13 protein-coding genes, 1 tRNA gene and 1 rRNA gene are annotated in these 21,274 nt (G+C 46.3%); 4 read left to right on the plus strand and 11 right to left on the minus strand.

The features are described 5' to 3' along the window. The 3 genes from rrf to M0R33_RS22880 form a co-directional block, all read left to right on the plus strand. Window positions 1-85, plus strand: a 5S ribosomal RNA gene (rrf, locus tag M0R33_RS22870); the annotation flags it as partial. Window positions 86-197: 112 nt separating this feature from the next. Further along, a tRNA-Leu gene (locus M0R33_RS22875) sits at window positions 198-284 on the plus strand. A 186-nt stretch (window positions 285-470) separates the two neighbouring features. Continuing rightward, window positions 471-1,730: an integrase arm-type DNA-binding domain-containing protein gene (locus M0R33_RS22880; protein ID WP_292574286.1), complete on the plus strand. Its 1,260-nt coding sequence runs from the start codon at window positions 471-473 to the stop codon at window positions 1,728-1,730. 464 nt (window positions 1,731-2,194) lie between these two features. On the opposite strand, the gene M0R33_RS22885 is transcribed toward M0R33_RS22880, so the two are convergent. Genes M0R33_RS22885 through M0R33_RS22895 form a run of 3 tightly spaced genes read right to left on the minus strand, consistent with a single transcriptional unit; the run spans window position 2,195 to window position 4,674 of the window. Next, on the minus strand, window positions 2,195-4,006 hold the full coding sequence (locus M0R33_RS22885; protein ID WP_292574287.1) for a DUF927 domain-containing protein: 1,812 nt from the start codon (window positions 4,004-4,006) through the stop codon (window positions 2,195-2,197). A gap of 52 nt (window positions 4,007-4,058) precedes the next feature. Next, complete coding sequence (locus M0R33_RS22890) at window positions 4,059-4,445, minus strand: hypothetical protein (RefSeq protein ID WP_292574288.1); 387 nt, start codon at window positions 4,443-4,445, stop codon at window positions 4,059-4,061. Next, window positions 4,435-4,674 carry an AlpA family phage regulatory protein gene (locus tag M0R33_RS22895; protein WP_292574289.1) on the minus strand — a complete coding sequence of 80 codons (240 nt, stop codon included), beginning with the start codon at window positions 4,672-4,674 and terminating at the stop codon, window positions 4,435-4,437. Before M0R33_RS22895 ends, M0R33_RS22890 begins: the two co-directional genes overlap by 11 nt. Window positions 4,675-5,381: 707 nt before the next feature. Here M0R33_RS22895 and M0R33_RS22900 point away from each other — a divergent pair. Next, window positions 5,382-6,899 carry a sigma 54-interacting transcriptional regulator gene (locus tag M0R33_RS22900; RefSeq protein WP_292574290.1) on the plus strand — a complete coding sequence of 506 codons (1,518 nt, stop codon included), beginning with the start codon at window positions 5,382-5,384 and terminating at the stop codon, window positions 6,897-6,899. Between the two features lie 94 nt (window positions 6,900-6,993). On the opposite strand, the gene M0R33_RS22905 is transcribed toward M0R33_RS22900, so the two are convergent. From M0R33_RS22905 to M0R33_RS22940, 8 genes are read right to left on the minus strand one after another with little or no spacing between them, the layout of a single operon-like run. After that, entirely contained in the window at window positions 6,994-8,472 is a 1,479-nt protein-coding gene (locus M0R33_RS22905; RefSeq protein WP_292574291.1) for a C-terminal helicase domain-containing protein, read from the minus strand. After that, complete coding sequence (locus tag M0R33_RS22910; protein WP_292574292.1) at window positions 8,454-9,716, minus strand: DEAD/DEAH box helicase family protein; 1,263 nt, start codon at window positions 9,714-9,716, stop codon at window positions 8,454-8,456. Before M0R33_RS22910 ends, M0R33_RS22905 begins: the two co-directional genes overlap by 19 nt. Before the next feature lie 11 nt (window positions 9,717-9,727). After that, window positions 9,728-12,184, minus strand: coding sequence for a dynamin family protein (locus M0R33_RS22915; RefSeq protein ID WP_292574293.1), 2,457 nt, complete (start codon window positions 12,182-12,184; stop codon window positions 9,728-9,730). A gap of 36 nt (window positions 12,185-12,220) precedes the next feature. Next, window positions 12,221-13,108: a hypothetical protein gene (locus M0R33_RS22920; protein ID WP_292574294.1), complete on the minus strand. Its 888-nt coding sequence runs from the start codon at window positions 13,106-13,108 to the stop codon at window positions 12,221-12,223. After that, window positions 13,108-14,667 (minus strand): DUF3696 domain-containing protein, encoded by a 1,560-nt coding sequence (locus M0R33_RS22925; protein ID WP_292574295.1) that lies wholly within the window; start codon window positions 14,665-14,667, stop codon window positions 13,108-13,110. Before M0R33_RS22925 ends, M0R33_RS22920 begins: the two co-directional genes overlap by 1 nt. Window positions 14,668-14,715: 48 nt before the next feature. After that, complete coding sequence (locus tag M0R33_RS22930) at window positions 14,716-15,822, minus strand: restriction endonuclease subunit S (RefSeq protein WP_292574296.1); 1,107 nt, start codon at window positions 15,820-15,822, stop codon at window positions 14,716-14,718. Beyond that, window positions 15,819-17,369, minus strand: coding sequence for a class I SAM-dependent DNA methyltransferase (locus tag M0R33_RS22935; RefSeq protein WP_292574297.1), 1,551 nt, complete (start codon window positions 17,367-17,369; stop codon window positions 15,819-15,821). Before M0R33_RS22935 ends, M0R33_RS22930 begins: the two co-directional genes overlap by 4 nt. After that, window positions 17,369-20,752 (minus strand): DEAD/DEAH box helicase family protein, encoded by a 3,384-nt coding sequence (locus M0R33_RS22940; RefSeq protein ID WP_292574298.1) that lies wholly within the window; start codon window positions 20,750-20,752, stop codon window positions 17,369-17,371. Before M0R33_RS22940 ends, M0R33_RS22935 begins: the two co-directional genes overlap by 1 nt. Between the last annotated feature and the right edge of the window lie 522 nt (window positions 20,753-21,274).

The raw sequence follows: 21,274 nt of genomic DNA on the forward strand, positions 1-21,274 counted from the left end.
ATCCCATCCCGAACTCGGAAGTGAAACCGCTTTGCGCCGATGATAGTGTGGCAGGTTGCCATGTGAAAGTAGGTCATCGCCAAGCTCTTAATATCAAAGCCCATCTCATTAGATGGGCTTTTTTTTGATAAATTGAATATTAATCTTTTGTTTTTTAATCGGGAATTTTCTACTCAAAAGATTTATAATCCAGCTATGCCTCGGTGGCGAAATAGGTAGACGCACGGGACTTAAAATCCCGCGGTTGTGAGACCGTACCGGTTCGATTCCGGTCTGAGGCACCATTTATGCATCCAATAGGGTGCAACCCAATCCAAAAACCCGCAAGTTTACTGACTTCGCGGGTTTTTTATTGTCCAATGAAGTACGACGAAATGCAGTAACACTCGACAATTTATGCAGTAAGTTTTACAGTAACTTCCAGTTTACGAAAAAAGTTACTGCAGTTACTGTAAATCGAGGTGTTCTGCATGGCAAAACATATACTTACCGACGCCACACTTCGCAACGCCAAGCCTGCCGCCAAGGACCGACGACTGAATGACGGCGGTGGTCTTTATTTGCTAATCAAACCCAATGGTGCCATGTGGTGGCGATTTGATTACAGCATTGATGGCAAACGCAAAACACTATCGCTGGGTGTTTATCCAACAACCGGTCTGGCCGATGCCAGGCGCAAGGCGGAAGACGCCAGAGTCTCGGTAGCCAATGGCCTGGATCCCAGCGATAAGCGCAAGGAAGTCAAAGTCGCCCGACAACTGGCCGCGGAAAACGAAAAGCGACTCGAGTCCGGTTTACCCATTATCGATAGTTTCGAATATGTTGCCCGCGAATGGCATGAGAAGTTCAAGGCTAAATGGACGGAAGATCATGCCAGACGTTTGCTCACCCGTCTCGAACACGACGTGTTCCCTTTTATTGGCAAGCGTCCGATCGATCAGATCGATGCCCTGGAGTTGTTGGAAGTCATGCAACGCATGGAAGCCCGAGGCGTGATTGATACCACGCACCGAGCCTTACAGAATTGTGGCCAGATTTTTCGCTATGGCGTGCTCACGCGGCGATGCGCTCGCGACCCGAGCAGTGATTTGCGAGGTGCGTTAAGTCCCATCAGAAAAAGACACCATGCCAGCATCACCGATCCCAAACAAATTGCTGGATTGCTGAGAGCCATTGACGATTACCAAGGCTCCTTCATTTCAAAGTGCGCCCTGCAATTTTCCGCACTCACCTTTTGCCGTCCGGGCGAGATTCGGCATGCTGAATGGTCGGAAATCGATTTGACGGCCAAGCAATGGCGTATCCCGCCGGAGAAAATGAAAATGCGGCTCCAACATATCGTCCCGCTGGCCACGCAAACGGTTCATGTGCTGTCGCAATTGCAAACTCTGACCGGTAGCGGCAAATATTTATTCCCATCCGAGCGCAGCGCGGCAAGACCCATGTCCGAAAACACGGTCAATGCCGCACTCAGGCGTATGGGCTACACCAAAGAAGAAATGACCGCCCATGGCTTTCGTTCCATGGCATCGACACGCTTGAATGAAATGCACTTCAATCGCGACCATATCGAGCGCCAGTTAGCGCACTCCGAGGCCAACGATGTCAGAGCGGCCTACAATTACGCCGAATATCTACCGGAGCGAACAAAAATGATGCAGGCATGGGCGGATCACCTGGACGAATTGAGATCAGGCGCCCAGGTCATACCCTTTAGAAAGCAGCAGTAGCCGTCTAACGTGCGAGTTTGGTTAGGAAGTCCACACAGCGACGGGGCAAATCATCCACCGGTCGGAACCGATGCCGAATACACCGCTCGCCGCCAAGATGGATGCAGTCTCGGCAAAAATGTCGATCATCCAAGCTATCGGTGGGTTTGGCAGGCAGGATCCGATCAGCCCATTGCAATAACCACCGCCGCTTGTCTGGGTCATTGCTACAAACTGTCAGTACCTCATCGATGACGATTGGGTCGGTTTCCTCAATCGCGGCCAAATAAGCCAACAGTGTTTGCAGCTCATCGCCCGAAAGCGACCCTGTGTGATCTAAGTGACTTGTTTGACGGGGAACCGAGGGAACGCGGAGAATAGGCTGGTGCAACCGGTGTTGTGACGGTTCTCCACACCTAAGTTTGGCTTGAATCCGGGGAACTCCTGCCGATGGAACAGGGATAGCCAGGTGTTGAAACAGCGTTTCAAGCATGGTCACCGTCCTCATTGGGTTGTAACCAATACAGATTTAATTTGCCGACACCGCTGATGGCGGTTTTTTTCGACCGCTTGCCTTGGTCATGTTCGACGATCCACTGCGCCGTCTCCAGCGCGTCCAGCACCCGATTAAAATCGAAATTGCCACCCGCTTCGCGCAGTGCCGCACTGGTAAAGAGATAAATTCGCTCACCGGCTCTATCCACATGCCAGCCAGCTCGATCAGCACGCGGTTTTTCCTGCGGATTCATTTTGTCTGTGAATTTGCTGTCGCCATGCTTCAACAGGAAGTCGCTGACGTTCTGAAGGATTTGCCGATGCTCGGTCAGACCACTGCCTCGTGCGAGCATCCATTGCTGATACATCGCTTGGCAGGCGGCCAATGCTGCCCCTAATGGCCAACGTAAAATTCCGGCTTCGATCGCCAACTCGCCGGCCATGGCGTACAAGGCAAATTTCGACGCAGCGCGCGCCGTTTGATTATCCGGGCAAGGGAACTGGGTTTCCAGTTGCGACAATACGCCGGCAAAATCCGCATCACCCAGCTGAATCAGATATTCCACAAACCGCACGCCCGCGTGGCCAAAGTGCCTGGCGCACTGAGTTCTGAAATGATCGGACAGTGCTCGGCCATCACCGAATTGATGCAATTCATCGAAGACGCCAAAGCGACGGGCTACCGGTATATTCAATAAGCGCATCAAATGTCCTGCCTTGGCCTGCTTGCCGTTTTCCTGCATGGCCGCGGAAATGGATCGCTCACCGGTCGACAAAATCGATAGTCGCCAACGCTGCACTTGGCGAGACGCGCCAATTTTGTTGGCACGCGTCTTACCGGTACCATTGCCAAGGCAGTAGACAATCGCACCGATCTCTTGCGGGTCGGCCTCGTTGATTTCGTCCAGACACAAACAAGTATCAGACAACATCACCGCCACGCTTTCCATGCCGTTGGATGTTGCCCGCCAACTGCGCTTGAAATCCTCACCACCCCATACTGACGCAGCCAGCACCAAGGCGGTGGTCTTACCGGTACTGGTATCGCCAATCCAGTGGATACCCCCCGATTCCTGATGCGTTTTATTCAACAAAGGGCCGGCCAGTGCCACGCACATAGACACCATCAATACCGAATTGCCGATACACAGGGTGGCTAATTGCTGCCATTGGAGAAACTCACCGCCACATCGCAAGGACGCCGCTTGATGAATGGCATCGCTCTGTAAATACACATCCTGATCACCCAGGATGCGTTCGGGCAGTACAAACGTTTTGCCATTCGTGGTCCAACCTGTTCGCAAGGCCGCGATAATCACCTTGTCGGGCACTCGCCATTGCAGATAATCCGCCAGTTTGGCGCGATGGCGCTGTTCAATTTCCACGCCGGCCGCCAACAACTCGCCGCGCAGTTCCTCACCGGAACCGCGCAACAATTCCATCGGCATCGCCCAGTGCCGCCAGCGCCCCAAGGTATCGAGAAACCGCAGCAACCTGCCAAAATACCGGCCGTCTTCGGTATGGGTGACCGCCGCGACATATAGGGGCGAACAAATGCGAATCGCCGTCGGCGTCACCGGTTTGCCCGCTGCAGCGGCGGATTGATAGCAAAACCAGACCCCCGGCTTGCGTTTGCCATTGAGATCAAACCAGTCATCCCGCACCAGAAAACAAGGCAAGTCCAACGTATCGAAGGTGATTCTTTCGAGCGCTGAACGGGCCGGCTCCTGTCCACCAACAGAGGTCGCACCGACGTCAGCCGGAGCTTCATCAAGATCCAGTGTTTCAGGTAGAAAGCGCATCATCTTGCCTATCGCGTCGGCGATAAATCACAATTTGCTCTCGCACCTGTACCTAACGCTGACCAACCGGCAAGCGTGAATCGTACTCAAAAGCCTGTTCGCTAAAATCCACCCAACCAGGGCACACCGCGACCAGCTCAGCGCCCTGCTGCAGCAAGACTTTGGCAAGTGTCATGACCTCATCGTGACCGGCAGCCTGATCCAGCTGCCAGTCGACGATTACCATCAGGTCCAGCACCGGCCAACGATACTGGGCCGGTGCTGAGTGAGATGGGCATACCAGTGCCCATACGGTGGGATTACAGTGCCATTGCCGCGCGCGCTGCCAGGCATCACCACCCAAGCAAATCATAATCGGCCAAGGTGGCGACGTGGACTGCAGCTTGACAATCAACTCCTTGCCAAACGGCGGCAACGGCAAGCGCTGATTAGGCGGCATTCTCCACCCATGCAACACCCAGCCGTTCCATCAATGCGCGAATATCTTCCACCCGCCAGCCGATGCTGCGTTTACTCAATCTGACTTGCTTTGGATAAATGCCGGCTTTTATGCCGGCCCACCAGGTGGACTTGCTCACAGGAATCAGTGGCGGAATCGGTGGATTGACGGTTGGATCGCCAATAATCTGTTTCAAACGTAGAAAACCAGTTTCAGGTAATTTAATCATGTCTATTAACCTCAGAATTATTGAAAAAATGGGGTAGTAGCCTTGGGTTCACATGAATTCAAGTGATCTATCCACCCATACTCAGACCGTTGCCGGCCCAGTCTGCAATCCATGGGATTGCGTAATGTCGCGTCGGACAGAATATCCAAATCGAGTGGCCACTCGCTTGCAGCTAATGACGAATTTGGCATCAGCTGCAAGATCGGAAAATTATTTTTGTCTGATGCGATCTGCGGACGTATTTTTCAGCAAAATTTTTGAAATCAACTTGCAATAAATTGCGAATTCGCAATTTATTGCAACATTAATAAAAAAATTTCGCTTGATACCGGCCAATGCCCGTGAAACAGGGTTTCACGAGATGGCAGAAGCCCAAAAACGTCCTGGAGGATATTGTGAAGCGTAATTTTGGAAGGTCGTCTTCGAAATCGCGATAATTAGTGCGATTTCGATAATTGGCGAAAAATTATTTGCCAACCCGACAGTGATTAAGCATATAAAAAATTTACTCGGCTTTGATTAGCTGACCCAGAGTTGTGGAAGTAATTTGGCGATGGGACACGTTTTTTACAGGATAGTAAATTCGATGATCTAACGGTTAGGGTAAAAATATTTGTAACCCACAAGTTTTGTTATTTTTTAATTGGGCTATTCGTTTCTTTGGGTTTATCCTACATACCAACTTGCTGACTAGATTGCTCGATCAAATGAATACAAACATTCTGTTGTCTTGGCTGGGCATTACCGATCTAAAAGCAGCCAGCTTGCTGCCTGACTCCTCTCAAATCCCAATAGGTGATGGGCCTATATTAGGTGCTCTAAAAAATCTTTCATTCGACGAACTTCACTTGCTGCATGATCAAGACCCTCAGCAAGTCCATGCTTATATAGATTGGTTAACGCAGTATAGCGGTATCAAAGTTTTCCCCATCCCATGCTCTCTGCGCTCCCCAATCGATTTCGGCGACATACATCAAGCGGTAGATGGCTATCTGCAAAAGCTGACTCGTGAACAGCCTGATCTGGATATCAGCATCCACCTGTCTCCCGGCACACCCTCGATGACAGCGGTTTCCATTTTGCTGGGTAAAACCAAATACAACACACGGTTCGTTCAGTCGACTAAGGAGAAAGGCGGTGAGTTTGTTGCCATACCATTCGACATCTCTGCCGAATTCGTTCCTCAAATCGTCAAGCGTGCCGATCAAAAGCTTAGCGCGCTGGCCCTGGATCAAGCGCCTACGTCAGCAGCGTTTTCAGACATCATTACTCAAAACCCCGACTTTCAGCGTGTCATTCGAAAAGCGGAAAAAATCGCGCTGCGCGATGTTCCGGCGCTAATCATGGGCGAATCTGGTACCGGCAAAGAGCTTTTTGCCAAGGCCATTCATAACGCTAGCCAACGCAAGGAAAAACCATTTATCACCGTCAATTGCGGCGCAATTCCCAAAGATTTGATCGATTCAGAACTATTTGGCCACATCAAAGGCGCTTTTACCGGCGCGGTGATCAACAAAATTGGCTATTTCGAAGCTGCCGATGGCGGTACTTTATTTTTGGATGAGTTCGGCGAATTGCCCGAAGACGCCCAAGTGAGATTGCTGCGCGTTCTGCAATCCGGCGAAATCAGCAAGGTTGGCGACAGCAAAGCGCAAATAGTCGATGCGCGGGTGATCGCGGCTACCAATCGCAATCTTGCCAAAGATATTGCAGATGGGCGTTTTCGCGAAGACCTGTTTTATCGGGTAGCCATTGGCGTTTTAACCTTGCCACCGTTACGCGAACGTAGTGGTGATCTCGCTTTGTTGGTGGATCATTTAATGACATCAATTAATCGTGAAGCATCCAATCAACCGGGCTATGTTGATAAAAAACTTTCTGTAAAAGCTAAAAATATTATCTTGAGCCATACTTGGCCAGGTAATATCCGGGAATTACACGGCACGTTATTGCGTGCTTCGATTTGGGCGGAATCGGATACGATTACCGAGTCCGACATCAAGGAAGCCATGATTAGCCGACCGGTCAACGGCAATAAAAGCGATTTGCCGGAAATTGGCTCAGGCCTTGATATTCAAGGTTTACTGGACAATATCAAACGACAATACATTACCAAGGCACTGGCACAGGTGGCCGGTAATAAGAAAAAAGCCACAGCGTTGTTAGGTCTGCCGAACTATCAAACCCTCAGCAATTGGATGGACAAGCTGGGTTTAGAGGAATAATCGGCGCGATCTTCTCGTGAGAAACACCATGGAGTAGAATTGACATGAAATTTTTAAACAGACACCCCATTGACAACTAATCAAGGATTACAAATTAAACAAAAGCAATCGCAGCAATTGGCCAAACAGCATGTCTAATTCCACGGGAAATTTCTTCATCACTTGGCATTCGAAGTTTCGGAATCATCTCATTTTCAGCAACTTTCATGTTCATTATCATTTCAGGCAAAGCAGGCTCTTTGGAGCGTTGGGCTTTCGTAATAGAGCGAACAACGTCAGCCTGTCTATCCGAAGTCAGCTCCGTTACTTCCCGTTCGCTTGATAGCGCAACGCCAACAAGCGACAAAGTAACCTCTCGACTATTACCAAGTTCATAATGAATAGTCTGCCTTATAAAAAAAAGTAAGCCAATGATAGATTCATTATTCAAGGCAGATTGAATATCTGAATCGAGTCTTAGTAGCGCACATCCAACTAATTTATCGGGTATAAATCGGCTTCTTAATATTTCCGTAACTTCCGGCAAATTCAGCCCTAATGAATAAACTGACTGCCCATTAAGTGAATCAATAGGCAAGCCGCCCGTATCTCCACAAGCATAGATTTTTGATCCAAATTGCAGTGCTGGTAATTTTTCTTCAACGGCAACAATCTCATCATTTCTAAATTCGAATGTGGGCAAACCAACATCATTAGTAGCAGAAGCATCCCCGTATCTTGTTAAGAATGTTGCTAAGTCACTCCAGGTTGCAGTTCCAGGATCAATAGAACGTATCTTTTCAGCCTCATGGCGGTAGGTGCTGTCAAATGAGTTCCAAGTTTTGAATCCTTCGGTTACTAATTTACCAATTGCATTGGACTCTTGAACCCCTAGTGGCCCTGGAGGAGCTCCACCTATAACGCCCTCTAATTCCTTAGGCGGCACTAGTGACATAACGCGGCTAAATAAAATCTCAAATTGTTCGGGATCTAACTGCGAAGAAATAAGGGCCAATTTCTCCCTGGCGATACGATACATATCGACTTCACGGCTACCAGCCGCAACAATTGTATCTACGATAATTGTTTTACGAGAACCGAATCGATGAACCCGACCGACACGCTGTTCAAGATCCATCGGATTCCAGGGCACATCCAAATGAACCAATCGTCTAGCACGCTGCATGTTAAGACCTTCACCACCAGCACGCGAAGATACTAAAAACCTTGGCCCATCAGGAGATTGGAACTGTCTGACTTGGGATAAACGCTCATCGTCGCTTTGGTTACCTATGATGATTGCAGGATCAACACCAAATCGTTTTTTCAAAAATGCTGCTACAACGCCAACGGTTTCGACTGGTTGGGCAAAAAATACAATTTTTTCGTCACCAGCCTCTTCGATAACTTTGCATAACGCCTCCCACTTTGCATCAGCAGCTTCGGTTTGCAGGAGAGCAATCCCTTCACGTAACAACTCACTTAATTGAACTGGATCGGGTGTCCAAACTTCATCATCACGTTCTTCAAGATCACTAACGGTATCGTCGCTTTCATTCTGAAGACCAATTTGTTTTAGTAATCGGGCATACAATGATGGAATAGATTCATCTGCTGGACCACCACGGTAAGGACGCAGAGCACCAATCGCATCATGAAGCGTTTTGTTCGAAATATCCCAACCAAGTCTGCGTGACTAAGTCGAACAAGAAAACCTAAGCCAGCCTGCACACTGGATGCGGCCCATTGCAATGCTTGTCCCTTAGCCCAGCCAGTAGCTCGGTTACGGCTGCTGCCATTTGTGGGGGCATCGTAAAGCTGACATATGCCTTCGTACCATTTTTCATAAGCTCCGCCTAAAGAAACAACCGTCGGTGGATTGATTTGGCGACTTGGAAATAATGGCTGTCCTCGCCAATCTCTGACTCGATCCTTTGTCCTGTAAATAACTTTCCCTGCAACGCTTTCCAGGGTTTGGCCATCGTCCGCCAATAAACGAAGTAAATTTTTAAATCTAGCCTCACTACCTTGATGGGGAGTACCACTCATCAAAAACAAACGGCCATCAGCAGGTTGAGAGTTAACAAGTTGCTGCACAAGGCGAAATGACTGATTTGGCTTGCCACCAGAAATACCCCAATCAGACAGGTGATGACATTCGTCAACAAAAATAACATCCCACGGGCCACTACTAACAACCATTTTCGGATTGTCACCAAAAACAGCCTTATTGATACTGGCAACAACAAGACGGTCTGCTTCAAGCCTGGCATCACCGGAATTTCCTGCTGACCATTTTCGAGCGTCGAGGTCTAGTTTGTCGCGTAATTCATTCACGACGTTGCTTACCAATCTGGCCGGAGCAAGATACAACACTCGTATTGCAGCATTCTGATCCAGCAGCCTTCGAATTAATAGACCAGCCTCAATCGTCTTACCTAGTCCGACTTCATCACCAATCAATACCTTTTTTAGATTGGGATCAGTCAGTATGTGTTGTACCAAACTAACCTGGTGCATCAGAGTCGCTGCCTTATGAACGTCCAATCGGCGTTGAGGGTCCTCGGCAATTAAATAAGCAGCATGTAGTCGAGCTAATGTTCGTGACGACATAGCCAGCCAATTGTCGCCTTCCGGCAGAGCATCCATTAACGATGTTGTCGTTGGTTGGCTGGTCGTTCGTCGCTTGTCCACGTTGTGTTCAAGCAATGGAATTGGACTCGTGCTACCAAGCAACCTGCGAGGAGGTGATACTAGATCATAGGAATCAAATCCAAAATCATTGACAATTCGTAATATCGCCCTTGGTATACCGCTATATTCAATCAGTGATGACATAATGATTCTGACTAAGCAGCTTCAGTTGCGGTTTCGCGAATAGGACATTCAGTTAGCACCGCTTCAATGTCTGCCAGCACTTTAGATCGTTTTTGTGCATCTGATCGTTTCATTCTTTCCTCATGCCTTTCCACAATAAGGTTTGCAGTATCTAGTAAAGGCTCACCCCATTGGGAGAAGGTAGTTTGAATTTCCTCTCTGACAACTTTGTAGTTTGATTGCAATATTTCGATGGCAGGTTCTTTTGCTGCGTCAGTAGCCTGTCTAGCTAAGGCATTAAACAAATGAAGTATTCGTGTTTTTACGCCTGGTCCTATATCGTTGCCATCCGCCACAAATTTTTGACAAGCATTTTCAATAGGCTTACGGATTGCTTCTCTTAGTTTTTGTTTTACTAGAGCTCGTAACTCATCAACAGCTTCCTTGCCGACCTGGTTCATCTGATCCGCTTGATTGGAAATACGCGTTTGCTGGTTTTCTAAAAGTGTTTTGTTGATTTGAGCTCCACCATTTTCGATCGCCCACTCACAAATTTCTTGTACCATTTCGGCGATATCCGAAGACAAATCTTTCGTTCGCTTTCTAATTCCTTTGAGCAGTTTTTGTCCCCAAACCGCCGCCATAGGCTCTTGAAAGTAGTTTGCAATGTCATCTGGCAGACTGATTGTACGGCTTCCATAAAAGGTGCCGCCGCGACGAACGGCTGCCCTGAGTGTCGCCCAATGCGCCCACTGTAAGTCATACAAATAGCTGTTCACTTCCGTTTCCGCGACGCCCCGTGCTTCCAAAACCAATTCACGGATTGAAGCTTGGACGGTTTCTTCGAGGAATTCGCGAAAGCCCCCGACCCGAAGGTCGTACTCCTTTTGCTTAGGACCCATAAATTGTTCTAATGCATCAGCTAATTTCTCAGCCTCTTCTGCTGCGCGTGTTCTCTCTTTCCACTGTGCTTCGATGATGGATAATTCATTCAGCAAATTGTCCGATAATCGTTTAGAAACTTCATCGATTCTACGACGCAGATTTTGGCGTTCCCCTTCGCTTAAGTCTTTTAGGCTTGATTGCAGAGTAGGAATACCGGTTTGTTCTAAATCGGGTAAAAAAGCTTTATCTTCATCATCGTCGATCAATATCTTCCGGTATTCGGGTGCGGAAACAGGATGGATTTGCAAAGAATCCAAAATGTTCTCGCGTGCTTGCTCACGTGCTCTGCGTACAGTTTCGTTATCTGAAGTACCAATCTTACTAAGCTGTTCTTTGATCTGGCTGAGCATTCGAGGACGAAACTCCTCAACTAAGTTTGCAAAGACCTCACGTTTTTTCGGTCGTTTGCCATCAGAGTCTTCAACTGTGTTTCTCCATTCCTCTGCTGCGACATCGTCAACTTTGGTAACCGTAATTAGCATTGAGCAAGGATCGCTTTCTGGGTCATCAGTCGCTCCCACCAACCGATCCCAATAACCACTGGTACGCAACAACTCAATTGTTGATTCTGTCGGTCCAGCCCGATCAACTACAACAATGACAGCGCGCGCTTCTTCACCGACGTATCTGCTAGTGACGGTGCGATAAGTGTCATTTGCAATCCCGACGCCTGGTAAATCTACTAATGTCACACCAGCTTTGAGAACATCGGAAGGCCAGCCGACATGAATTTCCTCAATCAATGGAGACAAAAATCCAGCAGCATGGGCCTTGAGATCGTTCATGAACTCTTTTTTATCATCACCTTGGCATTTTTCGTGACTGCGATTCGTGCGACTAGGCTTAATAACTTCCTTAACTCTATCGATTCGTTTTTGATCATCCGCATCCAGAGTGGAATGCCATCTTAATTTTCCATCACAGGCAACGCGGAGTGCATCAACAAGGTAAGCAAGGGGGTTGTCACTGAACTGATTGCCGGTAACGATTTGTTTAGCCTGTTTTATAAACCCTTCGATTGGGTCATGAGTCGGCCCATCACTACTGGACGATTCGGTTGTAATGGTTGCACGCTCAAGAAGATCCTGTCTTTCATCATCATTTAATTCATGTTGAAAATCACTAGGTTCATCAACTGAGAGTTCTTTAGTTAGGGTAGTATTCTGCTTTGCTTTGGACTTTTGTTGATGAGTCAGACGACTTTCCAATGCAAATGCAACGTTCCATAAATGCTTGCGAGGTTGGTATGTCACCTTAAAAGTAGGAATCTCACTATAAAACACCTTAGTAGCCTGAGCTGTTAAAGGACCGATACCACCAGCAGGCAGAACCTGCTCCTTACCGGCTGCTAGTGCATTCAGCAGCGTGCTTTTTCCAATACCAGAGTTTCCAAGAAAACATACCGTGATCGAATCAGGCATAGCTAAAAGCTTTTTTAGTCGTTCATAATCGTTTTCAAAACCAGCAATCCGCTCTTTCGAATGGGTTTCAAAAAAAGGTTTGGCGTGTGTTTCATACCATTGCAACAACTGCTGCTCTTTCATTCGATCTCCTTCTTAAGTTTTTCTTATTATCAATGATTATTGGCCTGAACCTTCAATCACAAAATTATGGCAACTGTTTTGTTCCCATTTATCCCATTCATTCATAAAGTTATCATTCGATAACCGAGTAACTAAAACGTCACCATCGCCTTCATCCAAGCCGATGCCATATTGCAAGCAGCCTCGATCAGTTAACACAAACCTGTCATGTAATAACCGCTTTGCTTTAATAATGAACTTGACGCTAATTCCGGTCGGTAATAGCGTATGTAAGACAGCCTTGCATTCACTTTCGAATTGTCCAATTGTTCTGTTATTGCTTTCGTAAGTTGTAACGTATTTGATTTGTGATATTTTTGGTGCGTGAGGTTGTTGTCGCAAACAATTAGCAAACTCGATTAATACTTTTGTAAACCTGGCATCTGCAGGCTCAAAGTTCCGATCAATTAAAACCAAAGCCTTTGAGAGATGTATCAATGGTAATGCAGCATCAATCATTTGCCTTGCATTTCGTGCAATGGAGAGGCTCGGCGGATTTTTCCACGGTGCAACTTTCCAAATATCAGCAATTGTTGTAACGTCTGTTTGAGTTGTAGGCTTGTGATTTAGTATTGCCCTAAATTGTCTTCGAGCATGCTCATCGACAGCATTTTCAGTCCATCCTTTATTGGCATCCCAAATAGCGGATTGCCTGTCGTACAAGGCTCTTTTTTCTAGTGCGATTAGTAATTCTATAAGGGCACTTCGCTCAGACTCGTCTCTTGCGTGCTGCGAAATTAATTGTCTAGCAACTTGTGTCCATTTACGCTTCCTTGGGTATTCACTAATCAATCGGCCTTGGTCAATTCCAAAGGCTTCATAAAGAAAAGCAACGTCACTAATATTTTTAAATAAAGCGGGCGAAACAGCATATTCGTAGATCATTAGTCGAACATCCTTCCAATTTCTTCGGATAAATCTTCCAGGTCACCGAAATATTCCTTCTCGCGCTCTTCAAAGAAACCTCGTGGCCAGCGGTCAACAAACCGACCTTCGTCATTTATACGAAGATGCTTTAATACCGTGCCTTGGCTGGAGGATTCGACGTAATACACCGCCACACGGTCGGGAGATAGTTTTAGTTCATCAGCGACTTGGCCCTCATTCGATTGTCGAATGCGGCGTAGAATTCGTAGCAGCAAATGTTCACTATGGGTTTCGATCAGAAATTGCCGACTGAATCCCGCTTCATCATTGGTTTGCTGAATGAACAGATCGCCCAAAGCAACCTGCACCGCGGGATGGATATGCAGTTCCGGTTGTTCTATCGCTGCGATACCGCTTTTTTGCGCTAGTGCAGCAACGACAACCGGTATGACCTGAGAAATACCTATTCCAACGTCTTGGGGGGCAACATCCAAAAAATCTTTTTCTTGCCGTAATAACAAACGCTTTTTTTCCGGTAAGGCTTCGATTTCCTGCCGTATCATCTCGTAGTTATCCAGGAAGTCTTCACCCTGTGATAAAGCAGACATCGTCATGCTGTCCAAGTCTAGTTCTTTGTATCGCTTAACGTCCACTCGGTAACCGGTATTCAATCGAGCTTCCCAGGTCAGCCACTTATTGAGTTCATCGACCTGTGACAATGAAGCATCGTTAATCCAGTCCCAAGCGGCTAAGCCGGAAGACCATCGGGATTCGTCGGGCGATTTAGAAGGTTGATAAGTACGATCCGGTACTACGCGAATCGGGCCAAGATATTTGAGTTTTCTCAGATTGCTGCGAAGATACTCACCCGGAGAAATCAGGCAAAAATTAATTAATTCGCTGAATTCGCCAAGATCACGGGCCGCAAATACGCTCCGGATTTCGTCAAAGAGCGTCTCGTGTTTTGAATTAGCCCGCTGGGATAACTCATAGTCCACCGTCGTTCGGTCATCCCACTTGATGTCAACGTCTGATGGCTCAAGCTCTAAACCCTCGCAAAACCAGGGGTGGCGTATGTTAAAGCTCACCACATGCTGCAATCCGGTGCTGTCATCCGCTGTTACTTTGGCTGCGACAACACCATTGATACCTACTTCATAGTCAGCTTGTGTTGGCTGCTCAAGAAAGTTGCTCCATTTAATGTCCAGCTTTACCCAGGCTGACATTGCCTGACCACTCCATTCTTGGAAGGCCGGAGAATCGGGATAGTCGGAATAATCGACCAGATCAATATCCGTCAAATCAAGATCAAATCGAAGAGAAATGGGTAAATTGGCGTCATGGTTATGAACCAAATTTCGAAAACCACCCAGATCGACAGCATCACCGCCTTGAATGGTTTTGTCCGGGTCGGTATTGGCACGTTCGAGGATTTCCCTGGCAAACAATAAGGCCTGAAGAATGGTACTTTTACCGGCGCTGTTTGCACCGAACAGCAAAGTAATTGGTTTCAGTTCAACGCAAACAGATTCACCAATGCCTTTGAAATTTTGCAGTGTTATAGATTTAATACTCATTAACTATATTCCTTTTGGCGATTTCCTTTTTTTCAATCAAATCTCTTATCACAGTTCACCGTTAAAAGCTCTTTGAGTGAGTGAAGCGAAGTTCATTTCTGCTTCTTTGGCCGACGCCTGAAGTTTATTTTGTAACGACATCACCTTATTAAAAATCTTTACAAATTTCTCTCGCTGGTCTTCTGCAGGCAGTATAAATAAAACATCTTCCAAAGCGCCTTTGCTCACCATGCCTTTCATGCTGTTAGTGGAGGCATTCTGTATACGCCGCTTGGAGTAAAGGGTTACCGCATAAAGAAATTCCGGTTCAATTCCTGGTTTTGGCGTTAAGGCATTGATTTGTTGATTAAACGATACGGTGCGATCTGCAAACGCGGCATTTCCAATACAAGAAGGACTACCGGCAATGCAAGTAATTAGAGTTGAGCCTGCTGGGGCTGAACGACCAATACGGAGGCCATCTTCCGACAATCCCTCGGTCGCTTTAGTTAGATAATGTGAAGGTGTATTGATATTGTCAGATTTTATCCACTCTATGAAATTGCCGTAGTAATTTGGTACTTCGCGCGATGGCGTGCTCCCTGTCGTTACTTTTGCTATATCCCTAATTGGTTTTTCAGAAAGTTGCTTTGAATTGACGTTTGGATCTCCAAAAATTTCAAAAAATGATGAACGCAAAAATTCATCTGCGAGTCGGATGGCCTCCTGACGGTTATGACGTATGGAGTCACCTTTTTCAAGAATATTTGCAATACGATTTTGTTCAGACAATTTCGGAAAAAAGACTTTTCGTGATTTTACGTCTGAAGGCTTAATAAAAGGCTGTGCAGTACCTGATCGCTTCCAACTCGACTCGTTATTTAACTGGTACCAAATATAGCGAATATCAGAGTTCGTTGGGTCTGGAATAATAACTTGCGTGTTTGCCAAACTTGTCCATTTCCCTTTTACAAGAAAACACTTACCACATCTTGCTCCAATTGAGGATAGAATAATTGCTTGTTGATCGAATTCATATGTTTCTAGTTTGCCATTCAGACCACCAGCACCATATGCGGGATAGCCATTATCTACAAAGTCATTACCTGTCAATCCATGACGCCCACCTTGAAGGATCATCGCAAATTCCGCTAAAGATGCCTTTGGGAGATTCATGATAATAAACTCTCTAGTTGTTCAATTTCGTTCATGACCTCACTTTCTAATATCTTCATACGACCTAAGATAATTTTTGGAGATTCTAAATTCTCGATTTTATATACGGTATCTTTATAGCTATTAATAGACAAATCAAATTTAGCACCGGCAATATCTTTTGCAGATACAAAAAATGCCTTGGTTCCTTTATCGGTATCGATAGCTGGGTTTCGCGTGCTCCATCGATTCAAAACGTCAGGTAAATCACCTGCGAAATCTGATTCATATAGCTGGGCACGCTTGTCATCAAGTGAGAATCCATCATCTTGTAAATCATAAAAAAACACATCGTCGGTACGCCCCCCTTTAGTGAAAACTAAAATAGCGGTGGACACACCAGCATAAGGTTTGAATACTCCAGATGGCAGAGATATAACACCTTCAAGCTGATTTTCCTCGACCAAATATTGGCGCAAGGCTTGATGCGCCTTACTTGATCCAAATAACACCCCATCCGGCACAACAACAGCACAACGTCCACCGTTACGAAGCATGCGCAAAATCAACGCAATAAATAGCAGTTCGGTTTTTTTAGTTTTGACCTTGCGTAATAAGGTGGGATGCACATCTTCTTCATCCAAACTGCCTTTGAACGGCGGATTGGCTAGGATGACATCAAAGCCATTAGTGGCCTTAGCTGGAAATTTATCGGTGAAATTGCTGCTAAGAGTATCCTGGTAATGAATATCAGGGGAGTCTACGCCGTGCAAGAGCAGGTTCATTGCGGCAATACGCAGCATGGTGGCATCGAAATCAAAGCCATGAAACATGCCAGTGCGAATAAATTGCCAATGGCTTTCCAGCAAATCTCCTGTATAGGTTTTTTCGATTTTGCCATTGACCGGATGCTCGATTACACCCTCAGGCGAGGTATGTTTACGCAACAGATATTCCATCGCTCCCACCAAGAAACCACCCGTACCGCATGCGGGATCGGCAATCGTTTCCGTTGGTTTTGGATCGAGCAGTTCGGCCATTAGCCGGATGATATGGCGTGGCGTGCGGAATTGGCCATTGATGCCGGCAGTGGTGAGCTTTGATAGCAAATACTCGTACAGGTCGCCCTTGGTATCGCCTTCGGTCAACGGTAATTCATCAATCATATTGATTGCCGATACCAGCAAAGTCGGCTTTTGAATCATCAATTGCGCGTCTTTGAAATACTCTCTAAAAGTCGTTGGTTGCGCACCGTCGGCGGTATCCAGCTCGGCAATGGACTTGAAGTGCGGAAAGACTTGATCGCGCAACAGAGGCAGCATTTGTTCTGCACCAATCTGTTTGAAATTGGACCAACGCAATTCCTGTTGCTCGTCATTAAAAATACGATGAAAGGGTTTGCCGGTTCGGCTAGCTTTTTTTTCGTTACGCGTTTCAACGATGTCCAGCAAACGGGTGAACATCAAAAAGGTGATTTGTTCAATCACCGTCAATGGGTTGGTGATCCCGCCGGTGTGAAATTCCAACCAAAGTTTGTCGATGCGGCTTTTTAATTCGCCAGTAATCATTATTGTGCTCTCTCCTGGGTGAGGCTAGGTTTGAATGTATTGATGATGGTAATCAGCTCTTCGCTGTCGGCTTCGTTATTGAATACGCCGTCTATGCCGTCGGCATCTACCAAGGTAAAAGGGTCTTCATAAAGTCGCTCGATTTCAATAGCGCCGTATTTGGCAATATGGTTTTGCAACAGGCTTAAAAACTGGGTTTGTTTTGCAGTTAAACGCGGGTGTTTCTGGACGAACCATTCAAAGCGTTCTCTAACGGCGTCTGGCTCCATACCGACAATCGACCGAATGATGTGATCCATTGGCAATGCTTCGCCATAAAAGCCTTTCAGCACATCCAGACGAACATCCGGATGTTGGATGAGCACCAGAGACGTTAAATTTTCCAACTCAATGCTCGAGACCGATTCGCCACGGCGGATTTTCTTTAGTGTCGGGTCGGTGCCAAACAACTCGCGAAGTGCCTGTTCGACTTGTTGCTGATAGACTTTCATATCCACTGAGCGGATAGTCGAAGAACGTTGTCCGCTTTCTATTTGAGCGGTATCTTCGGTAATGTCGATTATTTTGGTGGTACTGGTGCCGCCACCACCACCCGATGCTTGGTGATGAATAATGTCACGCAGTTGCCTTCGAATGTCTTCAAGTGCTGGAACAGTGACTTGATTCCAAAATTCTGTTGCTCGCACTTGTTTGATGAGTTCGGCTTTCTCGCGGACTTGATTTAAGTGCATCTGTAGGCCATTCACTCGATCCATGAGGGTGATTTTCAGATCATCGAAGCGGCTGGAATTACGTAACAGTTCTATCTGCATCCGAGCGATCAGTAGATCCAGTTCGTAGGCATCGGTTGCCCCACGCACGCTTACCCATTGCATCAAAGGGGCAATTTCAGTTTTAAGACCTGCAACCGTAGCCGGTGCCCATTGGTGAAGTGTTTCCGGTTGGGAAAGATTATGCTTAGTCCGCCATTTTTCCCGTACAGCGATGCTTTCATCTGGCAGTTGATTGATATCTTTGGCAATCAAGGCTTCGGCGATTTCAAAAAATGCTGGTTCTGCAGCTTGCAATGCCACGTCGGCTAAAGCGATTCGCGTTTCAAAGAGCTGTTGCAATAAGGGTTTACTGACCGCAGGTTCAACTGGTTTGTAGTGGAACTCAAAGTAGTCAAAGTTGCCCCAGTGATCGAAAATCCTGAATCCGGTTTTATCCTTACCCAAGCCAAAGAGATTGGGGCATAACCGAGTCCCGCGCCCAATCATCTGCCAAAATTTCACTTTGGAGAAAACAGGTTTGGCAAAGACCAGATTTACCACTTCTGGAACATCGATACCGGTGTCTAACATGTCTACTGATATGGCAATGGTTAGCTCGTTATCGATTTGTTTGAAGTCATCGATGAGTTGTTCCGCGCGAGGATCGTAGTTATCGATGACCTGACAAACTTTGCCCCCGTATTGTGGATACATTTCGTCAAATACGTTTCTCAACAACAGTGCGTGTTCATGATTGCGAGCAAAAATAATGGTTTTGCCGACTTGCTGACCGCTGGCATCGCGAATGCCATTTTCCATAAGGTTGCGGATGATATGGCGATTGGTGTCTTTGTTGTAGACGTTTTTGTCGATGTCTCTGACTTCAAAATTCAGCGTTTGCGCGTCTTCTCCCAAGTCCTCTAGCTCTTGACGTTGCTCTTCAGTAAGTTGTTGATATTTGATGCCGCGACGCAGAAAATCAGTGGTGTAGGTCTGCACTTCAAAAGGTACCAAATAATGTTCTTCGACAGCTCGCTCGAATGAATAGTAAGCTGTTGGAGCTTGGTTTTCACATTCGAATAATTGAAACGTATTGCGGGTGACAAATTCGACAGGAGTTGCGGTAAGTCCAACTTGTAAACAATCAAAATAGCGAAAAATATCGCCATAAACGTTGTAAATCGAGCGGTGAGATTCATCTGCTATAACCAAATCGAAAAAGCCTACGTCAAACGTTTGAAAGACTTTTGCCATGGCTGGATAGGTGGCGAGATAAATTCGCTTCTGTCTATCTTTGGCGGTGCTGGCTCCTACGGTAACTAAAGGTTCATTCAAATAATCGTTGAACGCGTCCTTGGCCTGTTTGCGAAGTTCGCGGCGGTCGCAGAGAAACAGTACGCGTTTTACCCAGCCTGCACGAATTAAGAGCTCGGTGAGAGCAATGGCTACTCGGGTTTTTCCTGTACCGGTTGCTTGAACGATTAATCCTTTGCGATATTGGTTGGTGAAGCGTTCGGTAACACGCTTGATGGTTTCAATCTGGTAAAGGCGGCCAGCAATCTCAGCTTTTGGTGATAGGCTATTCAATGCTTGCTTGGCACGACGTTGATAGACCAAATATTGCAAACTGTCCTTTGAGTAAAAACCAAAAATTTTGCGCGGAGGATAGCCCAGCTGATCGTCCCAAATCCAAATATCAAACCCGTTGGTGTAAAAAATTACTGGTCGTTGGCCATGATCTTTCTCCAAACCATCGGCGTATATTCGTGCTTGGGTGCGGCCTTTCTCGGCATTTTCAGACGCCTTTTTTGCCTCGATGATTGCTAGTGGTTTGCCGTTGTCATCCCATAATACGTAATCGATTCGGCCTTTTTCTGAGTTTGTAGGTTGATGGTTGACTTCAATTTCTTGGCCAACTTGCTCTGTATTGGTACCGTTGTTCCCAACATGCCAGCCAGCATCTGCAATTTGCCGATCAATCAGTCTTTTCCTGGTAGTGGCTTCATCAAATTTGAATACGTCGGCAACTTGCTGACCTTTGGCGGTTGATTCTGCTATGTCTGCTAGCTTTTGTTCCGCGTTTTGCGCCTGCATTCTGGATTGTTCCAGTTCAGCGAATAACGCTTGCAACTGTGCTTCTTGAGCTGCCAATTTTTCCAGAATAGCTTTCTTTTGCTCCTTGAGTTTTGCTTTGCTGTCTGAGTCTTGATTTTCGGCTTTTGGCTCCTGATATTGCCCACATAGCGAGGCTTCGCCTCCGGCAAAAGCGACAAAAAACCAGCGAGCCAGATCGTATGCTTCTTTAATTAACCAAAGAGCTGTTTGCTTGGAAACCGTATCTCCATGAGCTGCTTTATTGCCTGCATCCCTTATAGCGTGGAATTTTAAATAAATTGGCCTGGGTGCTAAATCACGAAAAACATCGTTGTTTAGCAGGTCATTTAGAGTAGGTTGAATAGGTTTGGGTAAACCATGCATTTGATAGAGCGCACCAACCATCCTTTCCACGAACAAACGCAGCTTGACCAAAGCACTTTGCGGATCGCTATGTGCGTAAGTTTCGCTAAAGCCGCCAAGAGCGGCTAAGTCTGGCCAACTCTTTTGCAGGAATTCGAAGTTAATGGATTTCATGTTGGATTTTTGTTTCCTAAAAATAAGGGCATTCCTTGCTCACGCTTTATTTTACGCCTGCTTTCAGGGTATCTATACACTTAGCAACGTCATTTCGTAAGCTAGGCAAAGCTGCTCATCCTCATCTGGTGGTGTTCCTCACTGAAAAGCTATTCATTAAATGCAATAACGATGCCAAAAATATAAGATCATCTCGGGAGTGGATTCTAAAGGATTGTTAGAGTTTCTGAATAGTCAGAAAAACAATAGATATAAAATATTTTTTATCTAAAAGTAAATATTTTTATACTAACCAATATGCAAGCAGCCAAAAATTATCCATCTCACTGTTTTTTAAGTAAAAATAACATGGCACGAGAGGTGCATGTAAGAATGCATTATCGACTAGTAAATAACTGAAGTTTCCCAGTTTTTTCGGGCGCCAAATATTAGAGAATGCTAAATTACCGAAAATATTAGAATTATCTAATTAAGAACGGAAATTGCCTAACTATTCCTTGAAAAACAATGAGTTAATAGAGG

It is taken from the genome of Methylomonas sp., from assembly GCF_023228165.1.
Taxonomy (GTDB): Bacteria; Pseudomonadota; Gammaproteobacteria; order Methylococcales; family Methylomonadaceae; genus Methylomonas.

Excerpts from the sequence above, each read along its gene's own strand:
- M0R33_RS22880 (WP_292574286.1), top strand. The coding sequence starts at position 471 with ATGGCAAAACATATACTTACCGACGCCACACTTCGCAACGCCAAGCCT.
- M0R33_RS22885 (WP_292574287.1), bottom strand. The coding sequence starts at position 4,006 with ATGCGCTTTCTACCTGAAACACTGGATCTTGATGAAGCTCCGGCTGAC.
- M0R33_RS22890 (WP_292574288.1), bottom strand. The coding sequence starts at position 4,445 with ATGCCGCCTAATCAGCGCTTGCCGTTGCCGCCGTTTGGCAAGGAGTTG.
- M0R33_RS22895 (WP_292574289.1), bottom strand. The coding sequence starts at position 4,674 with ATGATTAAATTACCTGAAACTGGTTTTCTACGTTTGAAACAGATTATT.
- M0R33_RS22900 (WP_292574290.1), top strand. The coding sequence starts at position 5,382 with ATGAATACAAACATTCTGTTGTCTTGGCTGGGCATTACCGATCTAAAA.
- M0R33_RS22910 (WP_292574292.1), bottom strand. The coding sequence starts at position 9,716 with ATGTCATCACTGATTGAATATAGCGGTATACCAAGGGCGATATTACGA.
- M0R33_RS22915 (WP_292574293.1), bottom strand. The coding sequence starts at position 12,184 with ATGAAAGAGCAGCAGTTGTTGCAATGGTATGAAACACACGCCAAACCT.
- M0R33_RS22920 (WP_292574294.1), bottom strand. The coding sequence starts at position 13,108 with ATGATCTACGAATATGCTGTTTCGCCCGCTTTATTTAAAAATATTAGT.
- M0R33_RS22925 (WP_292574295.1), bottom strand. The coding sequence starts at position 14,667 with ATGAGTATTAAATCTATAACACTGCAAAATTTCAAAGGCATTGGTGAA.
- M0R33_RS22930 (WP_292574296.1), bottom strand. The coding sequence starts at position 15,822 with ATGAATCTCCCAAAGGCATCTTTAGCGGAATTTGCGATGATCCTTCAA.
- M0R33_RS22935 (WP_292574297.1), bottom strand. The coding sequence starts at position 17,369 with ATGATTACTGGCGAATTAAAAAGCCGCATCGACAAACTTTGGTTGGAA.
- M0R33_RS22940 (WP_292574298.1), bottom strand. The coding sequence starts at position 20,752 with ATGAAATCCATTAACTTCGAATTCCTGCAAAAGAGTTGGCCAGACTTA.